This is a genomic window from Pirellulaceae bacterium, assembly GCA_029243025.1.
GTDB lineage: Bacteria > Planctomycetota > Planctomycetia > Pirellulales > Pirellulaceae.
The window spans coordinates 165,319-185,832 of the sequence record JAQWSU010000032.1; the positions used below are offsets into that span (position 1 = coordinate 165,319).

Consider the following 20,514-nt stretch of genomic DNA (forward strand, 5'->3'; position numbering starts at 1 on the left):
GCAGCTTTGTCGTTCCTGCAGCGAGTCACCCGATGACTTTGTCGATTCACTCTCCAGACCCGCCTCCCAGGTGAGCCAACAGATCAGGCTGACGCCATGGAGTTCCGTTTTCTCTTGAGTGACTCCAAGGGGAGGTTTTTGGCGACTTAAAAGTTCGATATCCCCCCTCTGACCGGTGACACCCGATGTTTTCTCGCATTACAAAACATTCAGCCTTCATAATCGACAATGCACGAGAGTTCCATTTGACATGTCCCCCCCAGGGAGCGAAGTTTCTACTGAACAAGTTTCACATGGCTTTCTCCCTAAGCTTGAATCAACCTGAGGCACCCCATGCGCCATGCTTTGCTCCCGATTTTTCTATTGACCTGCTCAGGGTTCGGCTGCAACCACAGCACCAGTTTGAATCCACCGACACCTGTTCGTAGCGATCAACAAGTCCCTCAAGCTTCGAACGAACCCGCCACCGACTTGCCCGAAACGAAGCAAGTCAGCATCAATGCTTCCAATCGCGACCCACTCAGTGAACATCTGCATTCCTCCGCGGAAGCCCCTACCGATACGCTTGAAGAGCGAATCAGTGATACCACCGAGCCCCCCACCGAGAACCCCACCGAGAACCCCACCGAGACATCGACCGATACGGCATCTAAAAAAAGCGTTGCAGGACTGCTTGGTCGAGTAGTGATGACGATCAACTGGGAGGTTCCAGTCTTCCAAGAGAATGTCGTCATTCGCTATTTACCGCTCGGAAAAATTTACGAAGTCACCCGCATAAAAGGAAACGGCCTTTGGGCAAATCAGGCTGTCGGAGGATGGATCAGCGCGGACGACGTCATACCCATTGATGTCGCAATCAAACACTTCACCGAGAAAATCAATCAAGATCCATCGCCGAAAAACTTCCGAAATCGAGGCCTGGCATGTTTAGCGCTGAGAGACCCAGACGGAGCAATCAGAGACTTTGACGCAGCACTTGCCGCGAGTCCCAGGAATCCATTTATCTATAACAGTCGCGGAAAAGCATTCAGCGATAAAGGTGAATACAGCAAGGCGATTGAGGATTTCAACTTCGCCATCTTACTCGATCCCACCTCGGCAATCGCTTTTAACAATCGCGGAAACGCCTGGAGGGCGCAGCGTCAAAATGACAAAGCAATTCAGGACTTTAACGCCGCATTAATTGTCGCCCCCTACTATGCTTTGGCATACAACAATCGAGGCAACGCACTTAATGCTCAAGGTAAACATCAAAAGGCGATCGACGATTACACCGAAGCGATCACAATCGATCCAACCTATGCCCACGCCTACAACAACCGTGGTACCTCCTGGAGCAAATTGGGCGCATACGAAAAGGCGATCGCCGATTACCGTCGATCGATCGCTCTTAATCCGAAACACTCCTTCGCTCAAAACAATCTTGCCTGGCTTTTGGCAACCTGTCCAAATCCCGAAATCCGAGACCCAATCGAGGCCATGCACCTGGCAAAAGCAGCCAACAACCTGAATAAAAACGATTGGCATGTCTTGGATACGCTGGCCGCTGCCTCCGCAGCTGGCGGAAGATTTAAAACGGCGGTGAACTGGATCAACAAAGCAAAACAACTGGCACCTCCACAGGACTTACCCTACCTGAACCAACGACTCATGGATTATCAGGCAGGACGATCTTTCCAGATAAGTGTGCCCTGACGTGACTTGCGAAACGGCGCAAGACCGTGCCGCTGTTGGTTTCACCAAGACGGTTCACTCCAATCTGTCTGCAAAAGTTTCAGTAATCGTCTTTTCACATCGCCTGCTTTTGATGAAACACGGATAGAAACAGCGTGCCTCGGTAGTTGAAACGGCTGCCATTAGAGAGCAAGCCTATCTCCCCTTTTTCATCCCCCCATCTCCGTGGTGATGCCCTGAAGAACGTGATAGGATAAGTGTTCGTGATGAAGTCATACTTCCTGTCACCCAAACGGATGTTCGCGTGCTGCTTCGCCATCTAGTAAGTCAATTCATCCAAAGTTCAGCCGGACGGCGTTTCGTGGAGGAAATCACCAACGCGACGTTCGAAAAGCAACAATCCACTGCCTCGCCGAGCGATCCGAAAACCTCCCGTCCATTCACATCGAAACCATGTGACATTGCCTTCGTGTTCGGCCTTGGGGTGGAAGCGGGTGGATTGATTGATCTCTTACAAGACGGAGTAACCACGCGCTGCGACTCTTATCTTGAGCATGTCGGTACTATCGAAGGCCGGTCCATCGTGATTGCCGAGTCAGGTGTTGGGCGACAAAATGCCGCTCAAACCACGGACGATCTCATCGCGATCCATCAACCTTCTTGCGTGATTTCCACAGGATTTGCTACCGGGCTTCGCGACGAACTCAAATATGGACACATTCTGATGACCAATTCAGTGGCTGATTGCACAGGCAATCAGCATCCGATTCACCTAGCAATGGACCCGGCAGCGATTCAATCAATCAAAGGCTTACATGTCGATCGGCTCCTTACCGTCGACGAAATGAGGCAGACCCCACAGGACAAGCGAATGCTGGGCGAACAATACGCTGCGGCTGCTTGCGACATGGAAACCTTCGCCGTGGCCGAAATCTGTCAGAATCAATCGGTTTCTTTTCTTTCCGTCCGAGTAATTAGCGATACGGTGGACGACCAACTTCCCTTCGAAATTGAGACCCTTAAGGACCAAAAGTCTCTGGCAAGTAAGCTCGGCGCAACTGCCGGTGCGATCTTTAATCGCCCAACCGCAGTCAAAGACCTATGGAAACTCAAGGAAGATGCGCTGAAGGCATCCGATCGATTAGCACGTTTTCTGGTTAGCGTTTCATCCCAACTATGAGATCAGATCGGGCGAGTAACAACGTGCGTGACGACAAAAACGGAAGAATTCGATCAAGAGCTAACACTCCATCTACCGCGACTTCAAGCCAGTTTCGATGACACCAACCCACATGGGACATTTCGATGATCGCTTGGGGTCTTGATAACAGTTGATTTCCGCCCGCCATCGCACGCAAACCCTATCAAAGCAACAATCTGAAAAAGAAGCGACCGAACTTGTTTCGCATCCTCGAACCGCTTCGGTCCGTGTCACTCTCTCCGCGTGGAAACTCGACAGTCCTTTCGTGCTTCCAACAGATCATTTAGTTTGCGGGCTAATTCCTGAACATTCGGCGTCTCGAGGATGCTCTCATGATCGCCGTTGAAGAGATGAACATTTAGACGCCGAGTAAACGAAGACCAGCCATAATCAAAGGCCGCACCCCGCAATAATGGCTGAGTTTTTGCTCGCAACAAATTTAACTCGCCAGCGAAATAACCGGGCTGATATTTGGACACCGCTTGATACGCGATTCGTAAAACCTCTCTTTGACGTTCCGAAAAGGGACTTTCATCCCAAATATCACTAAATTCCGCTACCGATCGTCCTCTGCTGAATAGCCGACGTCGGTAAAAAGAAACGAAACGAGTGAAACGTTCCATTCCTCGCCCAAATTCAAAACGACAAAACTCTTCTCGTATCCATAACGGAAGATTCCTGATCACCCGCCCCATTCGAAGACATCGATCTTGAAAACTCTGAGAGCCTCGTCGCCGCCTCGGGCCGGTGTCGATCACCGCAAGTAGATCGACCTCCTCCCCCACTTCACGAAGTATACAAGCCACTTCGAACGCCATCATCCCTCCATAGGAAAATCCGATCAAGGAATAGGGGCCGCTTGGCTGATGAGCTCGCAAGGCTGCAACCAAACACTGCGCAGTTTGGCGAAAGCCCCTGAAGTGCTCTCGGTTCTCTGGCTCCAGAGACGGCTGAATCCCGAATACGGGGATTTCAAGTGCGGACAACAAGGCCGTTGATATCACCGTTTCGCCAGTAATTGTTGGCAAAACAAACAGCGGTCGTCCACTTCGATCAAGACGGATCGGCACGACACTTGCGAGCTGATGGGTCGGATCTTTTTCATCAAGTAAGCTGGCAAGCTGCGAAATCGTACTAGATTGAAACACCGAAGCGAGAGGAAGCATCCGACCAAAGCTTTGTTCGATTAGCGCAAACAACCTCACCGCCATCAGAGAGTGTCCGCCCAACTCAAAGAAATTGTCGTCGATTCCCACCTCTTCAATGTCCAAAACATCGCACCAAAGCGATGCCAGTTGCTGTTCCACGGGGCTTCGAGGCGCGACATAGCCAACGTCAAGATCGGGCCGAAAACCTTCTGGCACTGGTAAGGATCGACGGTCAATCTTACCGTTTAAAGTAAGGGGCAATTCGTCCATCACCAGCCAGTTTGTCGGAACCATATACTGTGGCAACTTCTCCTGGATGTGGCGAACCAGATCCGCGTTAGACGGCTCTCCCTGACCCTCTGCCACATAATAGGCGACAAGACGTTTATCGCCGGGGCGGTCCTCGCGGCACATGACGACCGCCTGGACGATGGACGGATGTTCGAGCAACCTCACCTCAATTTCACCCAATTCGATGCGAAATCCTCGCAGCTTCACCTGATTATCCATGCGACCCAAGAATTCAAGATTGCCGTCCGCAAGCCAACGGCAACGATCACCCGTGCGATATAATCGCGAGCCGGATTCATCATCAAACGGATTGGGAACGAACTTCTCGTCAGTCAGCTCTGCACGATTGCAATAACCGCGAGCCAGCCCGGCACCGCCAATGTAGAGCTCTCCGGGTAAGCCAATCGGAACCGGTTCGAGGCGACCATCCAGGACATAGACCTCCGTATTGGCGATCGGTCGACCAATCGGAATCGATAACAATTCAGAATCGAGATCTGCAGGTATCCGATAACAGGTACTGAACGTTGTGCATTCGGTGGGACCATAGCCATTTACGAATTGGACTCCGTCACCAAGAGCCAACTGTGCCTTGCGAATATGTGGCACTGACAACGGCTCTCCTCCACTCAACACCTCGTCAACACTGCTAAGTATTTCCGGACGATAGTCAACTATCTGATTCAAATGAGATGCCGTTAGCCATAACGTTGTCACTGCCTTCTTCTTGAGCAAAGCCTCAAGTTCGGAGAAACTCGGCAAATCAGTCGGTGCGATCACAAGTTTTGCACCGTGCAACAGAGCCCCCCACACTTCGAAGGTGGAAGCATCGAATGACGTAGACGCTAACTGAAGAAATACGCGGTCCGAAGCAAAGCGGATATAGGTGTTTCCAAAAACGAGTCGTGCAATGCTGGCGTGCTGTATCGCGACACCTTTCGGAACACCGGTCGATCCGGAGGTGTACATCACATAGGCGAGTTGGTCGGCGTCAACCCGTAATGCGAGATTCATTCGAGACTGACCTCGTATCAACCGATCATCTCGATCCACACAAACAACTTGACAACCCTCGACTGGAAGGCTCGAAACGAGCGTCTGCTGTGTCACCAAAAACTTGACACCGCCGTCGTCAAACATGAACTCCCTACGTTGTGTCGGCAAATCCACATCAAAGGGTAGGTAAGAACTACCCGCCTTTAGAATTGCTAAGATGCCGATCACCAGCTCCGGTGATCTTTCCAGACAAAGTCCCACAACCGTCTCCCCAGCAACACCAAGAGAGCGCAGGTGATGAGCTAACTGATTGGACCGTTCATTGAGTTCACGATAAGTCAGTTGTTGATCTTCAAATTCCACCGCAATCGCATTTGGAGTGCGATCCACTTGTTGCTCGAAGATTTCATGCACGCACTTGTCATCAGGATATTCAACCGTCGTGTCATTCCAATCACGAAGAACTTGCTTTCGCTCCGAATCATCTAGCAACGATAATTGATCAATCGGCTGATCCGGATCGGAAACGATGTTTTCGAGTAGAACGGTGAAATGACGAATCATCCGCTGGATCGTCGTCCTCTCGAATAGATCAGTACGGTAGACGATTGCCCCACGAATATCGTGATCATCCCGGCACAGCTGCATTTCTAAATCAAAACGTACACTTCGGTTCTGCGAAGGCAGCTTGTGAACCGTCATTTCGTAGAGTGACAGCGGTTGGACATTTAGCTCAATCAGCTGAAACAACACCTGAAACAGTGGACTTCGATCACGGTACCGTTCTGGCATGAGTTCCTCAACCAGCCGCTCAAAGGGTAAATCTTGATGCTCATAGGCATCTAACGAAGTTTGTCGCACCTGTTCGATTACTTCCCGAAACGTAGGATTACCCGACAAATTCGTCCGCAGCACAAGTGTGTTGACAAAAAATCCAATCTGGTTTTGCCACTCATTTAAGTTGCGTCCCAAAACGGTCGTACCAACCGCGATATCTTGCTGCCCGCTGTATCTGGCCAACAAGATTTGAAAGGCTGCCAGCAGCGTCATTTGCATCGTCAAGCGAGTTTGTTGATTCAGCGAGGTAAGTCGATCGACCAATCCCGCTGCAAGATCGAACTCCACCGTCGCTCCCTCATAGGTCAACACCTGCGGCCGAGGTCGGTCGGTCGGCAGTTCAAGGCAACTGAGATTCTGCAATTGGTCTCGCCAATAGCTAACCAGTGATTCACTGCCCTGATCGGACAGCATCTGACGTTGCCAAACTGCGTAGTCAACATACCCAACAGCAAAATTCGACAGCTGCGGATCGATACCCTGACAGTAAGCATCGTAAAGCAATTGAAGTTCTTGGTGCAGAATTCCGATCGACCAACCATCGCTCGCGACATGATGCAAAGTGATTAGCAAGACCTGCTCATCGTCGGTCGTCCGCAGCACCACAAGCCGTATCATCAGGTCACGAGTCAAGTTAAAAGGCTTATCGGCTTCGGCCAGTCGACGCCGAGTTACTTCCCGTTCCTGTTCTGCCGGGTCTATCGAGCGGAGATCCTCGATATTGAACTGAAGCCGATCATCGAGGTCGCCAACCACTTGAACTGGAGCACCTTCGATCACCTCAAAGGTAGTGCGCAATGGCTCGTGACGACGCACGATCTCTTCTAGCGATCGGCGTAAGGCTTTTAGATTTAATTTGCCTCGCATCCGATACGCCAATGCCATGTTGTAGGCAGTAAGTTCTTCCTCCATTTGCATTAAGAACCAAAGTCGCTGCTGGCCAAACGAAAGGGGGATCCGTGCCAGCTCGCTGCGGTCAATCGGCTGAATTCTCGACGCTGCCTGAGCCGGAATCGAATCGACCTGACTCGCCAATTGGGCAATCGTGGGATGGTCGAACACCTCACTCAAACGAAATTCTCTTTCATAGGTGGCCATCATTCGAGCATTGAGACGGATCGCCAACAAAGAATGGCCTCCAAGCGAGAAAAAATTGTCGTGGATACCGACCTCTTCAACCCCAAGAACTTCACACCAGATCGCCGCTAATTGTTTCTCGGTGGGAGTCGTCGGCGGATCGAGAATATCTTTGAGACTGGAATTCACGTCAGCAGGCAGCGGTAACTTTCCCGCATCGACTTTTCCGCTACCAGTCAGCGGAATCGCATCCACCCGAACGTAGGCCCCGGGCAACATATATTCGGGCAGCCTCATTCCTAAGTGTTCAACCAGCACATTAGAATCCAGAGGACCCTGGCCGGATGCAACATAATACGCAACTAAACGTTGCTCACCATCGCCACACAACAAAACAGTGCTTTGTAGAATATCGGCATGCTCGTTGAGTGCCGTTTCAATTTGCCGGGGCGCGATACGATACCCACGCACTTTTATCTCGGCATCAATGCGCCGCATAAACAGCATCACGCCATCTGACCGTTCAGCAACCAAATCCCCCGTCGTGTAAAACCGCCTTTCATTGAGGGGTTTCGATTCCAAAAGCAGATCGAGCGCATCATTGGGGTCGATAAATCGCTGTCGAGTCAACTCAAGATCATGCAAATAGCCCCTCGCAAGCCCAGCCCCTCCAATCAATAATTCACCTGCAACACCACGAGGCACCGGCTGCTGCCAAACATCGACGATCACCGCCATCGCGTCACCGAGAGGCAAACCGATTGGAATACCAAGCGAGTCCGATACTTCGTCCAACGGCCCTAACTCGAAGACAGTCGCGACAACAGTGGTTTCCGTTGGTCCGTAACTATTGATCAACGTCGGAAGCTGGCAGGACGATTGGCGATATGAAAGTAGATGCTTCCAATGTTTCCCACTGTCTCCAGGAGCCTGCTCGCCCCCAATGACGACCAACCGCAGACAGTTCGGCAGTGGTAATTTCAGCGAATTCATCTCTGTGATGACGCCGTACCAATAGGACGTGGGCAAATCCAAGACGCTAATCGCCTGCTCCGCAATCGTGTCAATAAACTTTTCTGCCGACGCCAACATCAGATCGTTACGCATCACCAGAGTGCCACCACTACAGAGACACGGAAAGATTTCTTCGAGGGATGCATCAAAGCAAATCGAGGCAAACTGCAGTACCCGATCTGCCGGACCGAACCCGTAACAACCAATCGCGGCAAGGGTAAATTGGACGATGGAATGATGTTCGATCATTACGCCATTTGGCACGCCCGATGTGCCCGACGTATGAATCACGTAGGCCAAGCGATCGGCTGATGCGACGTCCTCTAAATCCAAGCGAGATTCAAACCGGATCAAATCGCCCTGTAAATCGAGGCAAATTCGGTTTGCCGAAGCAACGTTCCCGACATCTTTGTCGTGGCCGCGTTGGATAACGGCTTGTAAATCTGCCTTTTGGATAATCTGTTCAAGATAAGAATCAGGATAGTGCGGATCCAGCGGAACATAAGCCGCACCAACCTTCAAAACGGCGAGTATCGAGACGATCTGATCGAACCCACGGTGAAGAAAAATACCGACCAAAGATTCGGTGCCCACACCGTGCAACTGAAGAAATCTAGCAAGTTGATTCGCACGGCCGTTTAACTCGGCGTAGCTGAGCTTTTCACCATCGTACTCCAGCGCTACCGATTCCGGCGATCGCCTCACCTGCCCCTCAAATAATTGGTGTAACAACAAGTTGGACCGTTGCCCCACGGCCCTGGCCGAGTCAGGTGGGATCGGGGCAACTAACGAACCTGAAGTCACCGGTATGTCGCGAAGTCGCCGTTCCGGCTCGCCCAAAGCCGACCGCGCAAAAATCGATAAAGCAGCCACAATTTGGGCTGCCACCGACGAAGAAACGTGCGATTCGTCGTAGAGGAGCCGAATTTCGTTTCCACTTGGTGGCACCACGAAAGTAATTTGCTCCGTTTCCCATTCCGTAATTTTGTCGACCTGATCCCATACTACGCGGATCGGCAACCGATCTTCGACCGGCGTTCCCATCAAGTTAACCAGTTCAGGAAATCGGGAGAGGATATCGCGAGCAAAAGTACAATTGCGATCGAGCAGCCGCAATTCTTTCTTGATCCGAGTGACAAATTCACCGAATGAATGCTCACCCCGCGCCTCAACTCTGAACGGCACGGTGGTAGAAAACAAACCTTCCACTCCGTTCAACTGATCGTTCAACTCAGAACGGACAAAGCCCAGGTCAAAGCATTCATCTTGAGAAAATCTCGCGAGATAAGCTGCCACTACGGCGGTCCAAACTGCGGCCGTCGAACAACCCGTCTCTCGGCGGAACCCTTCGAGATCTGATCCGCAATTAACCAACAAACACTTCACGGCTGGCTTGTCCGGACGAACCCTGGGAACCTCATTGATGAGTTCCAGAGCAAATGGATTGAGCGTGCTTAAACGAGCACCCCAAAAAGCTTCGCGATGAGCACACTGTTTCTCAACAGCTCGTATTTGATCGCAGCTCACGAAATCCTGCTGAATCGGTGTCGCCCCGTGTTTCCGTTCAACTTCGTCGAACCAGGATTCGATTTCCAGAGACTGCCCATCAATCGTACCTATCTTGCGAAAGCCAACATCATTGGTCGCCGTTGAGACGACAATACAAGCCTCCGAACAATCGACAATCGTCCCCGGCGGATGAATTGATTTTGCCGGCAGCTTTTCCACATTTTCGATCAGGTACCAATGGCCATTGACAGCAATCTTGGGCTTACCGATAGGATTTTCCACATGCCCAAAATCCAGTGCTCGAACAAATCGGCAAACCTCATCGGCAGTATGATGCCAAGGTATCAGGCACCCCGGCTGCATTTTATCTGTTGCCCGGTAATAAGTTCGCTTATCAAATTCTTGTGGTTGGGGATGAACATCACCTTTGGTTAGTCCCTCCACCAATCGGGGAAAGCTTTGCAGGGTTGCCTCGAAACACTTCGCATTGATCGTCAAGGCCGTTTCCAGATCGTCGATAGCAAAGGATTCTTGCAGCAGTGTATCGCCGCCATCAATTTCCTCTGTCATCAGATGCCACGTGATCCCATGCTTCGCTTCACCATGGCAAATAGCCCAACTTGGCGCATAGAGCCCTGCATACTTGGGCAAAATTGCATCATGCAAATTAACTGCACCGAGGCGAGGCTGCCGCAGAACGTCCGGCGGTATAATCTGTGTGTTGTACAAACTGAAAAGGTAATCGAAGGATTTATTCGACAACACGGTCGCCCAGTCCGAATCATCGGGAATGAACTCCAATTGATGAGCGTTAGCCCAGGCCTCACACGCGGCTCCAGAGGAGACAATCCCATCGATCCGGTGCCCCTGTTTCAAGAGATAATCGGCACAGGGCTGGACAAAAGAATCTCTGCCAATCAAGACGCAATTGATGGCATCCGTCGACAGAGCAATTTCACCAACAGGTTGTTCCGGATCAGTCGCGACGCTTTCCAAGATCGTTACGAACTGCTCACTAATCCGATCGATAGTCGCAACTTCAAATAGATCCGTGCTGTAGGCAAGAGTTCCATGAATCCCATCTGACCGGGACGTTAAACTCATCGTCAAATCGAATTGAACCATTTGTCTGGGGAAATGCATCAGCTGGGATTCCAGCCCAGCTAACATCAACCCTTGATCGCCAAATTCCGTGAACTGAAACATCACTTGAAACAACGGATTTCGATCAAGCTGTCGTTCTGGCGCAAGCTTCTCAACAAGCCGCTCGAAAGCTAAATCCTGATGATCATAAGCGTCTAAAGATGTTTCCCGTACACGGTCCAACACTTGTCGAAAAGAGAGCTCCCTGGACAACATTGTCCGTAGCACAATTGTGTTGACGAATAATCCGATCAGGTTTTCCGTTTCAAGCGCATGACGTCCGGCAATCGGCGTCCCTACTGTAATGTCCTGCTGTCCACTTAAACGCGAAAGCAATGTCTGAAAGGCGCCGAGCAGTGTCATCTGCATTGTCACACTCTCCCTGCGCGAAAGCAGCATCAGTCGTTCAACAAGCTCGTCTCCCAACACAAATTCTCGCCGATTGCCACGATAACTGAAACGTGCAGGTCGTGGATGATCCGTAGGGAGTTCCAACTCAGAAAGTCCATCCAGCTTTTGCCGCCAGTAGGCAATCAGTTCTTCGTTGAAACTCTGTTCATTGAGTTCATCAAGTTCATCGAGTTCATCGAGTCGGCGTTTGGTATATGCCGCATACTGCACGGGCAGTTCTGCCAACGGTGAATCTTGCCCTCGCAAAAAAACGGCATACAGTTGCGACAACTCTTTCGTCAAAACCTTCATCGACCAACCATCGCTGGCAATGTGATGGATCGACAACAACAAGATGTGCTCCTCTTCATCCAAACGAAGCAGCGACGCTCGTAACATTAAGTCACGTTTTAGATCGAATGGAAGATTCGATTGGTCCTTCATCTGTTCGCTGATACTGATGATCTGTTCTTCCGTTGTCAGGTCACTTAGATCGACAACAGATAAATCAAAAGGAACATGAGAGTTGACCATCTGAACGACATCGCCATTCTGCTTGGAAAAAGTCGTGCGAATTGCTTCATGCCGGCGCACAATTTCATCGAATGCTTCACACAAAGCAGGAGTATCCAACCGACCCAACAACCGCCATGCTTGGACCATGTTGTAGGCAAATCCCGCGCCCATTTGGTCAAGAAACCACATTCTTCTCTGCGCGAACGACAAAGGGACTTGATCAGCGTCCGAAGTTCGCAGAATCCCATCGGATTCATCAGAACGACTTTCATCCACCGTTTTGGAAACTAGCTTCATATTGCCCGAGAAAAGCAAGCTGGTAATCTGGCGTCCTACAGCCTCCGAAAATCCCCCTAGGGTCGGCGCGTCAAACAAAAGATTACTTGGCAGGGTAATGCCAAGTTGATCGTTAAGACGATTGATGACCTCCGTCGCGACAAGCGAATGCCCTCCCAGCTGAAAAAAGTTGTCGTGAGAATTCACCGGCCGCTCACTGATCACATCCGCCCAGACGTTTGAAATTAACGACCGCAGTTCACCATCGATTGTTTCACTGGCTTGCGGTTGCAGCGAACTCCCTTCTAAATCTTCCGCCAACAAGTCCGCCAATCCAGATCGCTTTACTTTTCCGGTGCTCCCGACAGGAATTTCATTAACAAATACAATTTGTTGCGGAACCTTAAATTGAGCGATCCGAGCATTTGCAAACTCGCGAACATCGCTCACCATGGCCACATTTCTCGAATTCTGATCGGGCCGAGAATCAGAGTCAGCCTCCGTGTTCAACACGATCACAGCAGCAATGTCTTCCCCCAACACACGATGATTAATCGGAAAACAAATGGCTTGATCGACGTAACGATGCGAAGTCAACACACTCTCTACCTCGCGGGGCGAAATTTTTTCACCTCCACGATTAATGATTTCCTTTTTCCGCCCAGCAACAAAGAGATAGCCTTCATCATCAAAATACCCGATGTCGCCAGTTCGAAGCCAACTGTTTTCGGACACCGATTCTGCTGCACGATTTTGGCCAACATATCCAGGCGTTACATTCGCACCTCGGATCGCGATTTCTCCCACATTTTCTCTAGCGAGAATTCCACCGACATCGTCGAAGATGACAACCTCGGGTCCAGCAGGAAACCCGACCGACCCCAGCTTACGCTTTCCGGACGTCAACGGATTACTTGAGATCTGCGGACCCGCCTCGGTCATCCCATACGCCTCAATGAAGGGAACGCCAAAAATATCGGTCATTTCCTCAATTAAGTCGTTTGTCATTGGCGCTGACGCCGAACGAATAAATCGGAGTGACGACCCCCTGATTGTGTGTTCCTTTTTACGAGCCTCATCTCGAATCAGTCGGTGAATTGTCGGCGACGCGGTGTACCACGTTGGCTTGACTTGCTCCAACATCCTAAAAAAGTTTGCAGCTGAGAATTCTTTTTCACAGACAACGCTACCGCCAGAGGCCAATGACGCGAAGACGGTACTGAGGCCATGTATATGAAAGAGTGGCATGACGTTCAAACATCGATCATCAGGCCCCAACTCAAGAACTTTTCCAATGTCTTGCGCACTCGCAAAAAGATTGGCGTAAGTCAGATTCACTAGCTTCGGCGTCGCTGACGTCCCTGAGGTGTGCAACAGCAACGCCGTATCACCGGGTTCACGGGGTGCAAGCTCGCTCGGGCCAGATCTACTCTCCGTTCGCAAACTGAACTTTCCGCCCGTCGTATCATCCGGACTCAGTTCGACGATCCGCAAACCCAAATTCTTAGCAGCATCTCGAGCCGGCGTTTCATGCCCCTCGCACACAATCAAAACGGTGGCCTGTAAGTCGGACAAATAAAAATCAAACTCGGGCCGACGACAGCTCGGATTGAGCGGCGCACACGCCGCGACGCTTGAAAAACAAATTGTGGCAACGGCTAACTCAGGACCGTCGGGTATGGCAAATGCGATTCGATCGCGACCGTCAATTCCGCATCGCGCACACCAGTCTTGAGCCGCAGACAATTGCAGATTCAAATCATCCCACGTCAAAGCTGCCCGGTCGCTAGTGAGAATAACCGGGCGATCCACATCGCCTCGAATATTCCGGTCAAACATTTTATACCAATCAGTGATCACGTCGCACCCAAACCGCCTCAAAGGGTTAAAAAACAACTCAAGTTACACCATTAACAAAACTTATTTCATCCAGTACACCTTCCTACTTCCACAGATCCACAATTTCGAAAACAGGGCGACAGGCTCGCGTCACGAGAGTCACGAGAGTCACAAACCACAAAAAAGCTATTTCCAGGTCGCAAAACCGATCCTGCTTCGTCCTTAGAACAGGTTAATACAGGCAGGTAATATTGTCGAAGAAAGCGTTCAAATCGGCCTTCGCCCCGCTGGTTATCCGGCTCGAACCATGAACGGGGGGGGGAGGAGGAGGGGGGGGGCACTCAACGGATATAATGCGGCGGCTCCACCGAGCTTTTCCTGGAGACGATACAGCATCCGCGCACTGCCTCACCAGGAAGCAGCATTTCACATGGGACTCACTTTCACAGGCAACCAAAATCATTGAAGACAAAACACCCTACCCATTTTGTTTTCCGCTACCGAATCGGGATCCGATCATGTTTCGCTCCGATCGTTATCCTGGCCTTGCTCGCATCGGAAGTGACTTCAAACGAGCATCCTCAGCCCAATGTGATCATATTCTTCACAGATGATCATGGATCGCTTGACGCCAACTGCTACGGTGCGAGTGACCTGCTAACACCAAATATCGATCGGCTAGCGGAAACAGGGATTCGCTTCACTCAGGCATATTCGCATACAGTCTGTTGCCCAGCCCGTGCAATGCTATTGACTGGCCGGTATCCGCAACGCAGCGGTATCACAACTTGGACCCAAGGTGACATGAACGGCGCAGCTGGTCGGAACATGCCACTTGATGAATACACACTTGCCGAGGCATTGCAGGACTCAGGCTACACCACAGGTCTATTTGGCAAATGGCATCTGGGAGCCCACAAGGACTACGGACCGAAGAAACAGGGATTCGACCATTTTTTTGGACTGCGGGGTGGCTTCATTGACAACTACAACCACCATTTCCTACACGGGAACGGTTTTCCAGATCTCTATGACGGCACAACTCGGGTTAACGCAAAGGGAGACTATTTTCCGGAGTTGATGACCGAGCGATCCTTGAAGTTCATCGATCACAACAAGCATCGTCCATTCTTCCTCTACGCTGCTTTTAACATCCCCCATTACCCGGAACAATCGCTGACTCGATTCCGAGAACCTTACAAAGATCTAACGGACCCAGCCCGACGTTCCTATAACGCGGTGCTGACGACCACGGATCACTACATCGGGAAGATCATCCAAAAGATTGAAGAACATGGACTCCGAGAGTCAACGATCATGATCCTGATGGGTGATAATGGCCACTCGGAGGAAACCACGAACCGAATACGCACCAACAACCACACTAGCGGATTAGCGAAAGAATATTTCTATGGAGCAAGCGGAGGCGGTTACACGGGAAAATGGCGTGGCTGCAAAGGTACATTTCTGGAAGGCGGCATTCGAGTGCCCGCCATTATCAGCTACCCCGCAGGTCTACCGCAGCACGAAACACGTGACCAGATCATCACCGCAATGGACTGGTATCCCACAATCCTGGACTTGTGCAACATTACTCGCAAACCCAACGCACCGATCGTCGATGGGCACAGCGTGCTACCTTTTGTGCGATCGGCTTCTCTGCCATCGGCCTACCGCGGCGTGCTCCACTTCGGCTGGGCCAATCAATGGGCAATTCGCGACGGAGATTGGAAACTAATCGGAAAAACAAAATCAGCGAAAGATGAAGCTCAAGCTCTCTTCAATTTGGCTGACGTTGAACCAGAAGCCACGAACCATCTGCAACACCAGCCTCGGATCGTAAAACGCTTGCTTAGCCTACATCAACAATGGGCCAGGAACGTCAAGCGACAATCGCTTTAAGAGCGGATCTTCCAAAGCAAGTAAGGCATCGGAGAGCTCGTCTTCGCTCAAGCTGGGCTGATAGTCGTCAAACACCCGATCAATCGGTTGGCCCAGCACAAACACCTTCTCTTGCCTTGATCCGAATAAGGATCGGTGCACTGCCTCGTCACCAGATTCCAAGGTCGCATCCTCTCGCTTCGTGTCACCCACAACTGCCGCCGCAACTTCCCCGAATCTAGCCTTCACACCAACCTCATTGGCCGTGAAGGTGCCGGCTTGAAACACGAAGATGAGATCGTTCGAGTTAAAATCTCGATCGCCGTTCCAATCACCATCGTTATAAGTAGAATTCAAGGGCACGCCATCCTCATATTCACCGGCGGCAAAGACGGAGATTAGATCGCCTGAGTTGAAAAACGCATCTGCATTAACATCACCCCAGGTCAGGCCAGCCAAGTCGCTCCAGGCTTGACGGTCGGTAGCAGATACGTGGCTATCCGCATTAAGGTCGTACTTCCACACCGGCTCCTGCTGTGAATGAACGGCTGCACTTAATCGATCCAGGTCAGCTTCATCAAGAACCCCATTAAAGTCAAAGTCTCCAATTTCGGGTTCCACATGATCCGCCGCCAGAAGGTAATCGACCATATTCTCGGTCAGCAATTTGAAGTCGTCACCATCCGGACCGGTAAAACCATAGTTGCCCCAGTCGGTGGCACCAACGTTGAGGACGCGCCCCGAGTTAGGCGTGTGTTGGAATTCAATCCAACCGCCTAGGGTCCGACCCGGTGATGGTTTCCAGGACATCTGGGCGAACTCGAACCCGTACAGATCGAAAAAATAATAGTCACTCGAGTACTCGGGGTCGACAATCGGGAATCCGGTCGCATCGTCACTATCCAGCCCCAAATTCGGAAAGCCATCGCATTCACTATTATAAGGAATTCGCAGGATTTCCCCTCGCTCAAGCTCAAGCCCGCGGAAAAAGGGCGCTGTGGTGTCGACGACTTTGTAGCCACGAAATCCAACCGAAGGATCACATTTCCCGCACGTGTTTCCTCGCCCACCCCAGCAGTAGTTCATACCGATGCTGGAAAGAACGGCGTCCCAGTCCGTGCGACCAGCCACCTGAATGGTATCTTCGGTCGGGTACTCAACCGGGTGGTACAGTACGTTGCCCCCCAAAATCAAGACCGATCCTCCTTCCCGGACAAATCGATCTAAGTTCTCGTGCGCTTTTACAGACCAATATTCATTGTGACCGGCAACGATCAATAGCTTAGAACCCGACAACTCCGAATAATCATCCATCTCTCGATCACTAATCACTCGATGATCGTAGTCCTGAAGCGCCATCCACTTATTGAGGTGTGGTGTACGAAAATGGGTGTTTCGAGGACGTTCAAAACTAACGGTCGGCGTCTTGTCAGTCGCATATTGCGTGTAGGCGCTTTCACCTCCTGACTCGTTGTAGAGGTTCGGAGTATTTGTGCTTGTTAGATAGACAATATCGGACTGCTTGCTGGGCCGTTTGACGATAAAGGGGATTTGTTTTCCGCCGCGAAAATCTCGCAGTTTCTTGGGGAAACCAAAATAGTAAATACCACTTTCCATATCCTGAGGAATGGTATAGCTCGCCTCCGATACATAACCAAAACCGTGTTTCCACGGGTCGATCTCCGCCGGCTGCTGTGGATTCAACCGTTCGACTACGATCGTCTCTCGAAGTTCTAAGGCCGCGTCGTAAATTTTGAGGTCCACGTTTGTCTGCTCGGTCGCACCGTTTAAATACAATTCGACCGTCTCCCCCGGAAGATAGGTCCACCTATCGGTGTACCCATCGACAATTTCGGCCGCGGCAAGTAGCTGCCGAGCTTCCAACTGTTCAACACGGCCGATCTTGCGACTAGGATGACGATATGATTTGCGGCTGCGCCTCAAACTCAGCGAAGAGTTACAAAGATTCATTGAAGAACGTCCTGAGTGCAACGTTAAGATGGATTTACCTGACTAATTGCGAAAACCGAATTCGCTTTCAGCAATTATTCGGCGACTTATCATAACCACCCCATCCATCATCGCACACGCTTTTCTTGCAAAGATTTCAACCGCGAATTACCAGCCGGTTAAAAATATGGCCAGATCGATAGCCTTCTAAAACGTAGCCTGGCACAAATCAGCTTGGGATAAGACATTTCTTGTGTGCTGTGATTTACATCCGTTCTCAAAAAGGAAAAACGATTAACGCTGACGGTGGGTTTTCAGGCGACAGATTTGCCGCGCGTTCCTCAGGTACATGCGCCCACCTGCACACCTATAAGCTGAAGAGTTGCCTGCCGAACGGTCTACCAATCACTGATGGCATCCGGCCAAAGCAATGAGAGTTCGCTCTGCAGGAGCGTTGATGCAGAATGGAGGGCTTCGGAAAGTCAAGCCGTTTAGTAATTTCCGACGCAGGGGATACAAAGTACTGATGGCCGCTTCACGCTCTGATCCAGACCATGCCCTCTGCGGAAATTTAGTCTTCATCGCTCCGCTGGCATTGGTCTGCAGCTTTCGCTGCCCACGATGCAGCTTGGCCGGAGAGCTTCCAAAGATCTGACGCGAGATCGGCCGAATCCGCTTCTTGCGCTTTTCGAGCAAGATCAATCGATTCAGTGATGAACTTAAAATAAATGTCGTCAATAGAGGCCATTTCGAACTCCGAAGGATTTAAGCGTCCATTTGAGTCTTCAAAAGATCGGCGTTTGCGTCAAGCATTTTGTAGAGTTGTCCAAAATCCCACGCCAAATGATCGTTTTTTTGGTCTAGGCTCTTTATCTCTTCATTCGATTTTGCCCAACCCAAGAAAGCAATTCGGGTAGAATCCCCCATGGAAAACGTCGTTTGACACCACACTGTTTTCCACCATCTCTCGCGAATAGTTTCATTTTGCCCCTTGGTGGATAACAACAGGTCAGAAGAAAGAGGGTTTCCTTGAGCAGCTACAATTTTTTACTGCCTCCGAGCAAAAGCTGGAGGTTATTTGGCAACAAGCCTTCGAAACGGAAGCTCTCTGCTTGGACGGTATTTACAGCTTGGCAAAATCGGCAACGCATGGAACGTTCACATGACTTCGAATCTGAGCAAAAAGTCCGAGAAGACCTGGAACGAAGAGCTAGTTTTTCCGCTCGAAAAAGGAATCGACTGCTTCAAAGAGCAACGCTTGACCGGTAGCTCCTATCAGCAGTTGGTCCGAACCGGAAAGATGCCCTTTCGAATCGGCCTTATTTTTTTCGGTGCCTTTGCAGCCGTCGGTTGCTGTAACCTCACCGTCGCCTTGGCGACTTCGCCTCCCAACGTACTTTTGATCACGATCGACGACATGAATGACGGGATTTCCCTATTTGGACACGATCGTCCTTTTAAGACGCCGCACATCGAACAGCTCGCCACTCGCGGAGTATTCTTCCGTCGCGCCTACTGCGTCTCGGCAGCTTGCAATCCCTCGCGCGCCGCCACGTTAACCGGCCTTCGCCCCGCCACCACTGGGGTTTATGGAAATGCTACGGATTGGCGGAATGCGACAAAGGGTCGGCTAACGTTACCGGAATATTTTGGTAAATACGGATATCACACAGCCGGCTTTGGAAAAATCTATCACCATCATGGTAAAGGCAGATTCAACGATCCAGCAGCTTGGACAACGTTCCGAGAAATGGATGATCAATACATGCCGCCCGCAAAGCTCAACGGCGCTGACAACTATGGGTCAAGGAACACGGATTGGGGCGCGTGGCCCAAGGATCAGGACGAGCAAAAAACCATCGACTTCCGCTCGGTAAAGTATACGATTGACTTTCTGAAACGAAATCGTCACCTTGCCAAGTCTAGCGAACCCGCACAACCGTTCTTTCTGGCGTGCGGCATTTTCAAACCTCATTCGCCCTTCTACGCACCGCCAAGGTATCACGCCTTTTATCCAGATGATATTCCGCTGCCTCTGCGGCAAGTAGATGATTGGAACGACCTCCCCCCAGGCGCCCGCACGCTAATGAGACCAACAACGTGGTTTTGGAAAGGCATGGAAAGCTTGGAAAAGCAAAAGCCGGGATCTTATTCGGATTTCATTCGAGCCTACGGAGCTTGCTGCACCTTTGCCGACGCGTCCATCGGTCGATTGATCAGCGCCCTCGACAAGAGCGGTCACGCTGGCAACACCATTATCGTGCTCTGGTCGGATCACGGTTTTCACCTTGGCGAGAAAGACCATATCGAAAAGTTCGCGCTTTGGGAAAAATCAACGCACATCCCCTTCATCGTCGTCGATCCCCGTTCTCCGCATAGCGCCGGTCAGGTGTGTGAAAGCCCGATTGACATGACGATCCTTTATCCAACTCTCGTCGACTTATGCAAGCTCCCCGCCAATACGAACAATGAAGGAATCAGTGTGGCAACGCAAATCCAGGATCCCAAACTCACCATTAGCCAGCCAGCTTTGATGACCTACGGATTCAACAACCACGCCATCCGGTCGCGACGTTGGCGATACATTCGATATGCCGATGGGACCGAAGAGCTGTATGATCATCACAACGATCCGAACGAGTGGAACAACCTATCGTTAGACTCGTCACGAACCCAAGCGATGCGAAAACATGCCAGATGGATGCCGACCAAAAACGCGCTACCCTATGGTGATCTAAAACAGACAACGAGGGGAATCAAGGATTGAATTCG

General features: G+C 50.9%; 7 protein-coding genes. 4 read left to right on the plus strand and 3 right to left on the minus strand.

Going from position 1 to position 20,514, the window contains the following annotated elements; all coding sequences use genetic code 11:
* Nucleotides 1–333: 333 nt before the first annotated feature.
* A complete protein-coding gene (locus P8N76_15155; protein ID MDG2383004.1) occupies nucleotides 334–1,695 on the plus strand; it encodes a tetratricopeptide repeat protein in 1,362 nt (453 codons plus the stop codon).
* A gap of 283 nt (nucleotides 1,696–1,978) precedes the next feature.
* On the plus strand, nucleotides 1,979–2,854 hold the full coding sequence (locus tag P8N76_15160; protein ID MDG2383005.1) for a hypothetical protein: 876 nt from the start codon (nucleotides 1,979–1,981) through the stop codon (nucleotides 2,852–2,854).
* Between the two features lie 251 nt (nucleotides 2,855–3,105).
* Here P8N76_15160 and P8N76_15165 read toward each other — a convergent pair whose 3' ends face one another.
* The gene (locus P8N76_15165; GenBank protein MDG2383006.1) at nucleotides 3,106–13,911 is read right to left on the minus strand and encodes an amino acid adenylation domain-containing protein; all 10,806 of its coding nucleotides are present in this window, start codon (nucleotides 13,909–13,911) and stop codon (nucleotides 3,106–3,108) included.
* Nucleotides 13,912–14,472: 561 nt separating this feature from the next.
* On the opposite strand from P8N76_15165, the gene P8N76_15170 reads away from it, so the two are divergent.
* Nucleotides 14,473–15,813: a sulfatase-like hydrolase/transferase gene (locus tag P8N76_15170; protein ID MDG2383007.1), complete on the plus strand. Its 1,341-nt coding sequence runs from the start codon at nucleotides 14,473–14,475 to the stop codon at nucleotides 15,811–15,813.
* Here the strand turns inward: P8N76_15170 and P8N76_15175 are convergent.
* Both P8N76_15175 and P8N76_15180 read right to left on the minus strand, forming a co-directional pair.
* Nucleotides 15,769–17,763, minus strand: a complete 1,995-nt coding sequence (locus tag P8N76_15175) for a hypothetical protein (GenBank protein ID MDG2383008.1) — start codon at nucleotides 17,761–17,763, stop codon at nucleotides 15,769–15,771. The genes P8N76_15170 and P8N76_15175 overlap by 45 nt on opposite strands.
* A 550-nt stretch (nucleotides 17,764–18,313) precedes the next feature.
* A complete protein-coding gene (locus P8N76_15180; GenBank protein ID MDG2383009.1) occupies nucleotides 18,314–18,490 on the minus strand; it encodes a hypothetical protein in 177 nt (58 codons plus the stop codon).
* Between the two features lie 414 nt (nucleotides 18,491–18,904).
* Between P8N76_15180 and P8N76_15185 the strand changes: the two genes are divergently transcribed.
* Nucleotides 18,905–20,509: a sulfatase gene (locus tag P8N76_15185; protein MDG2383010.1), complete on the plus strand. Its 1,605-nt coding sequence runs from the start codon at nucleotides 18,905–18,907 to the stop codon at nucleotides 20,507–20,509.
* The last annotated feature ends 5 nt before the right edge of the window (nucleotides 20,510–20,514 follow it).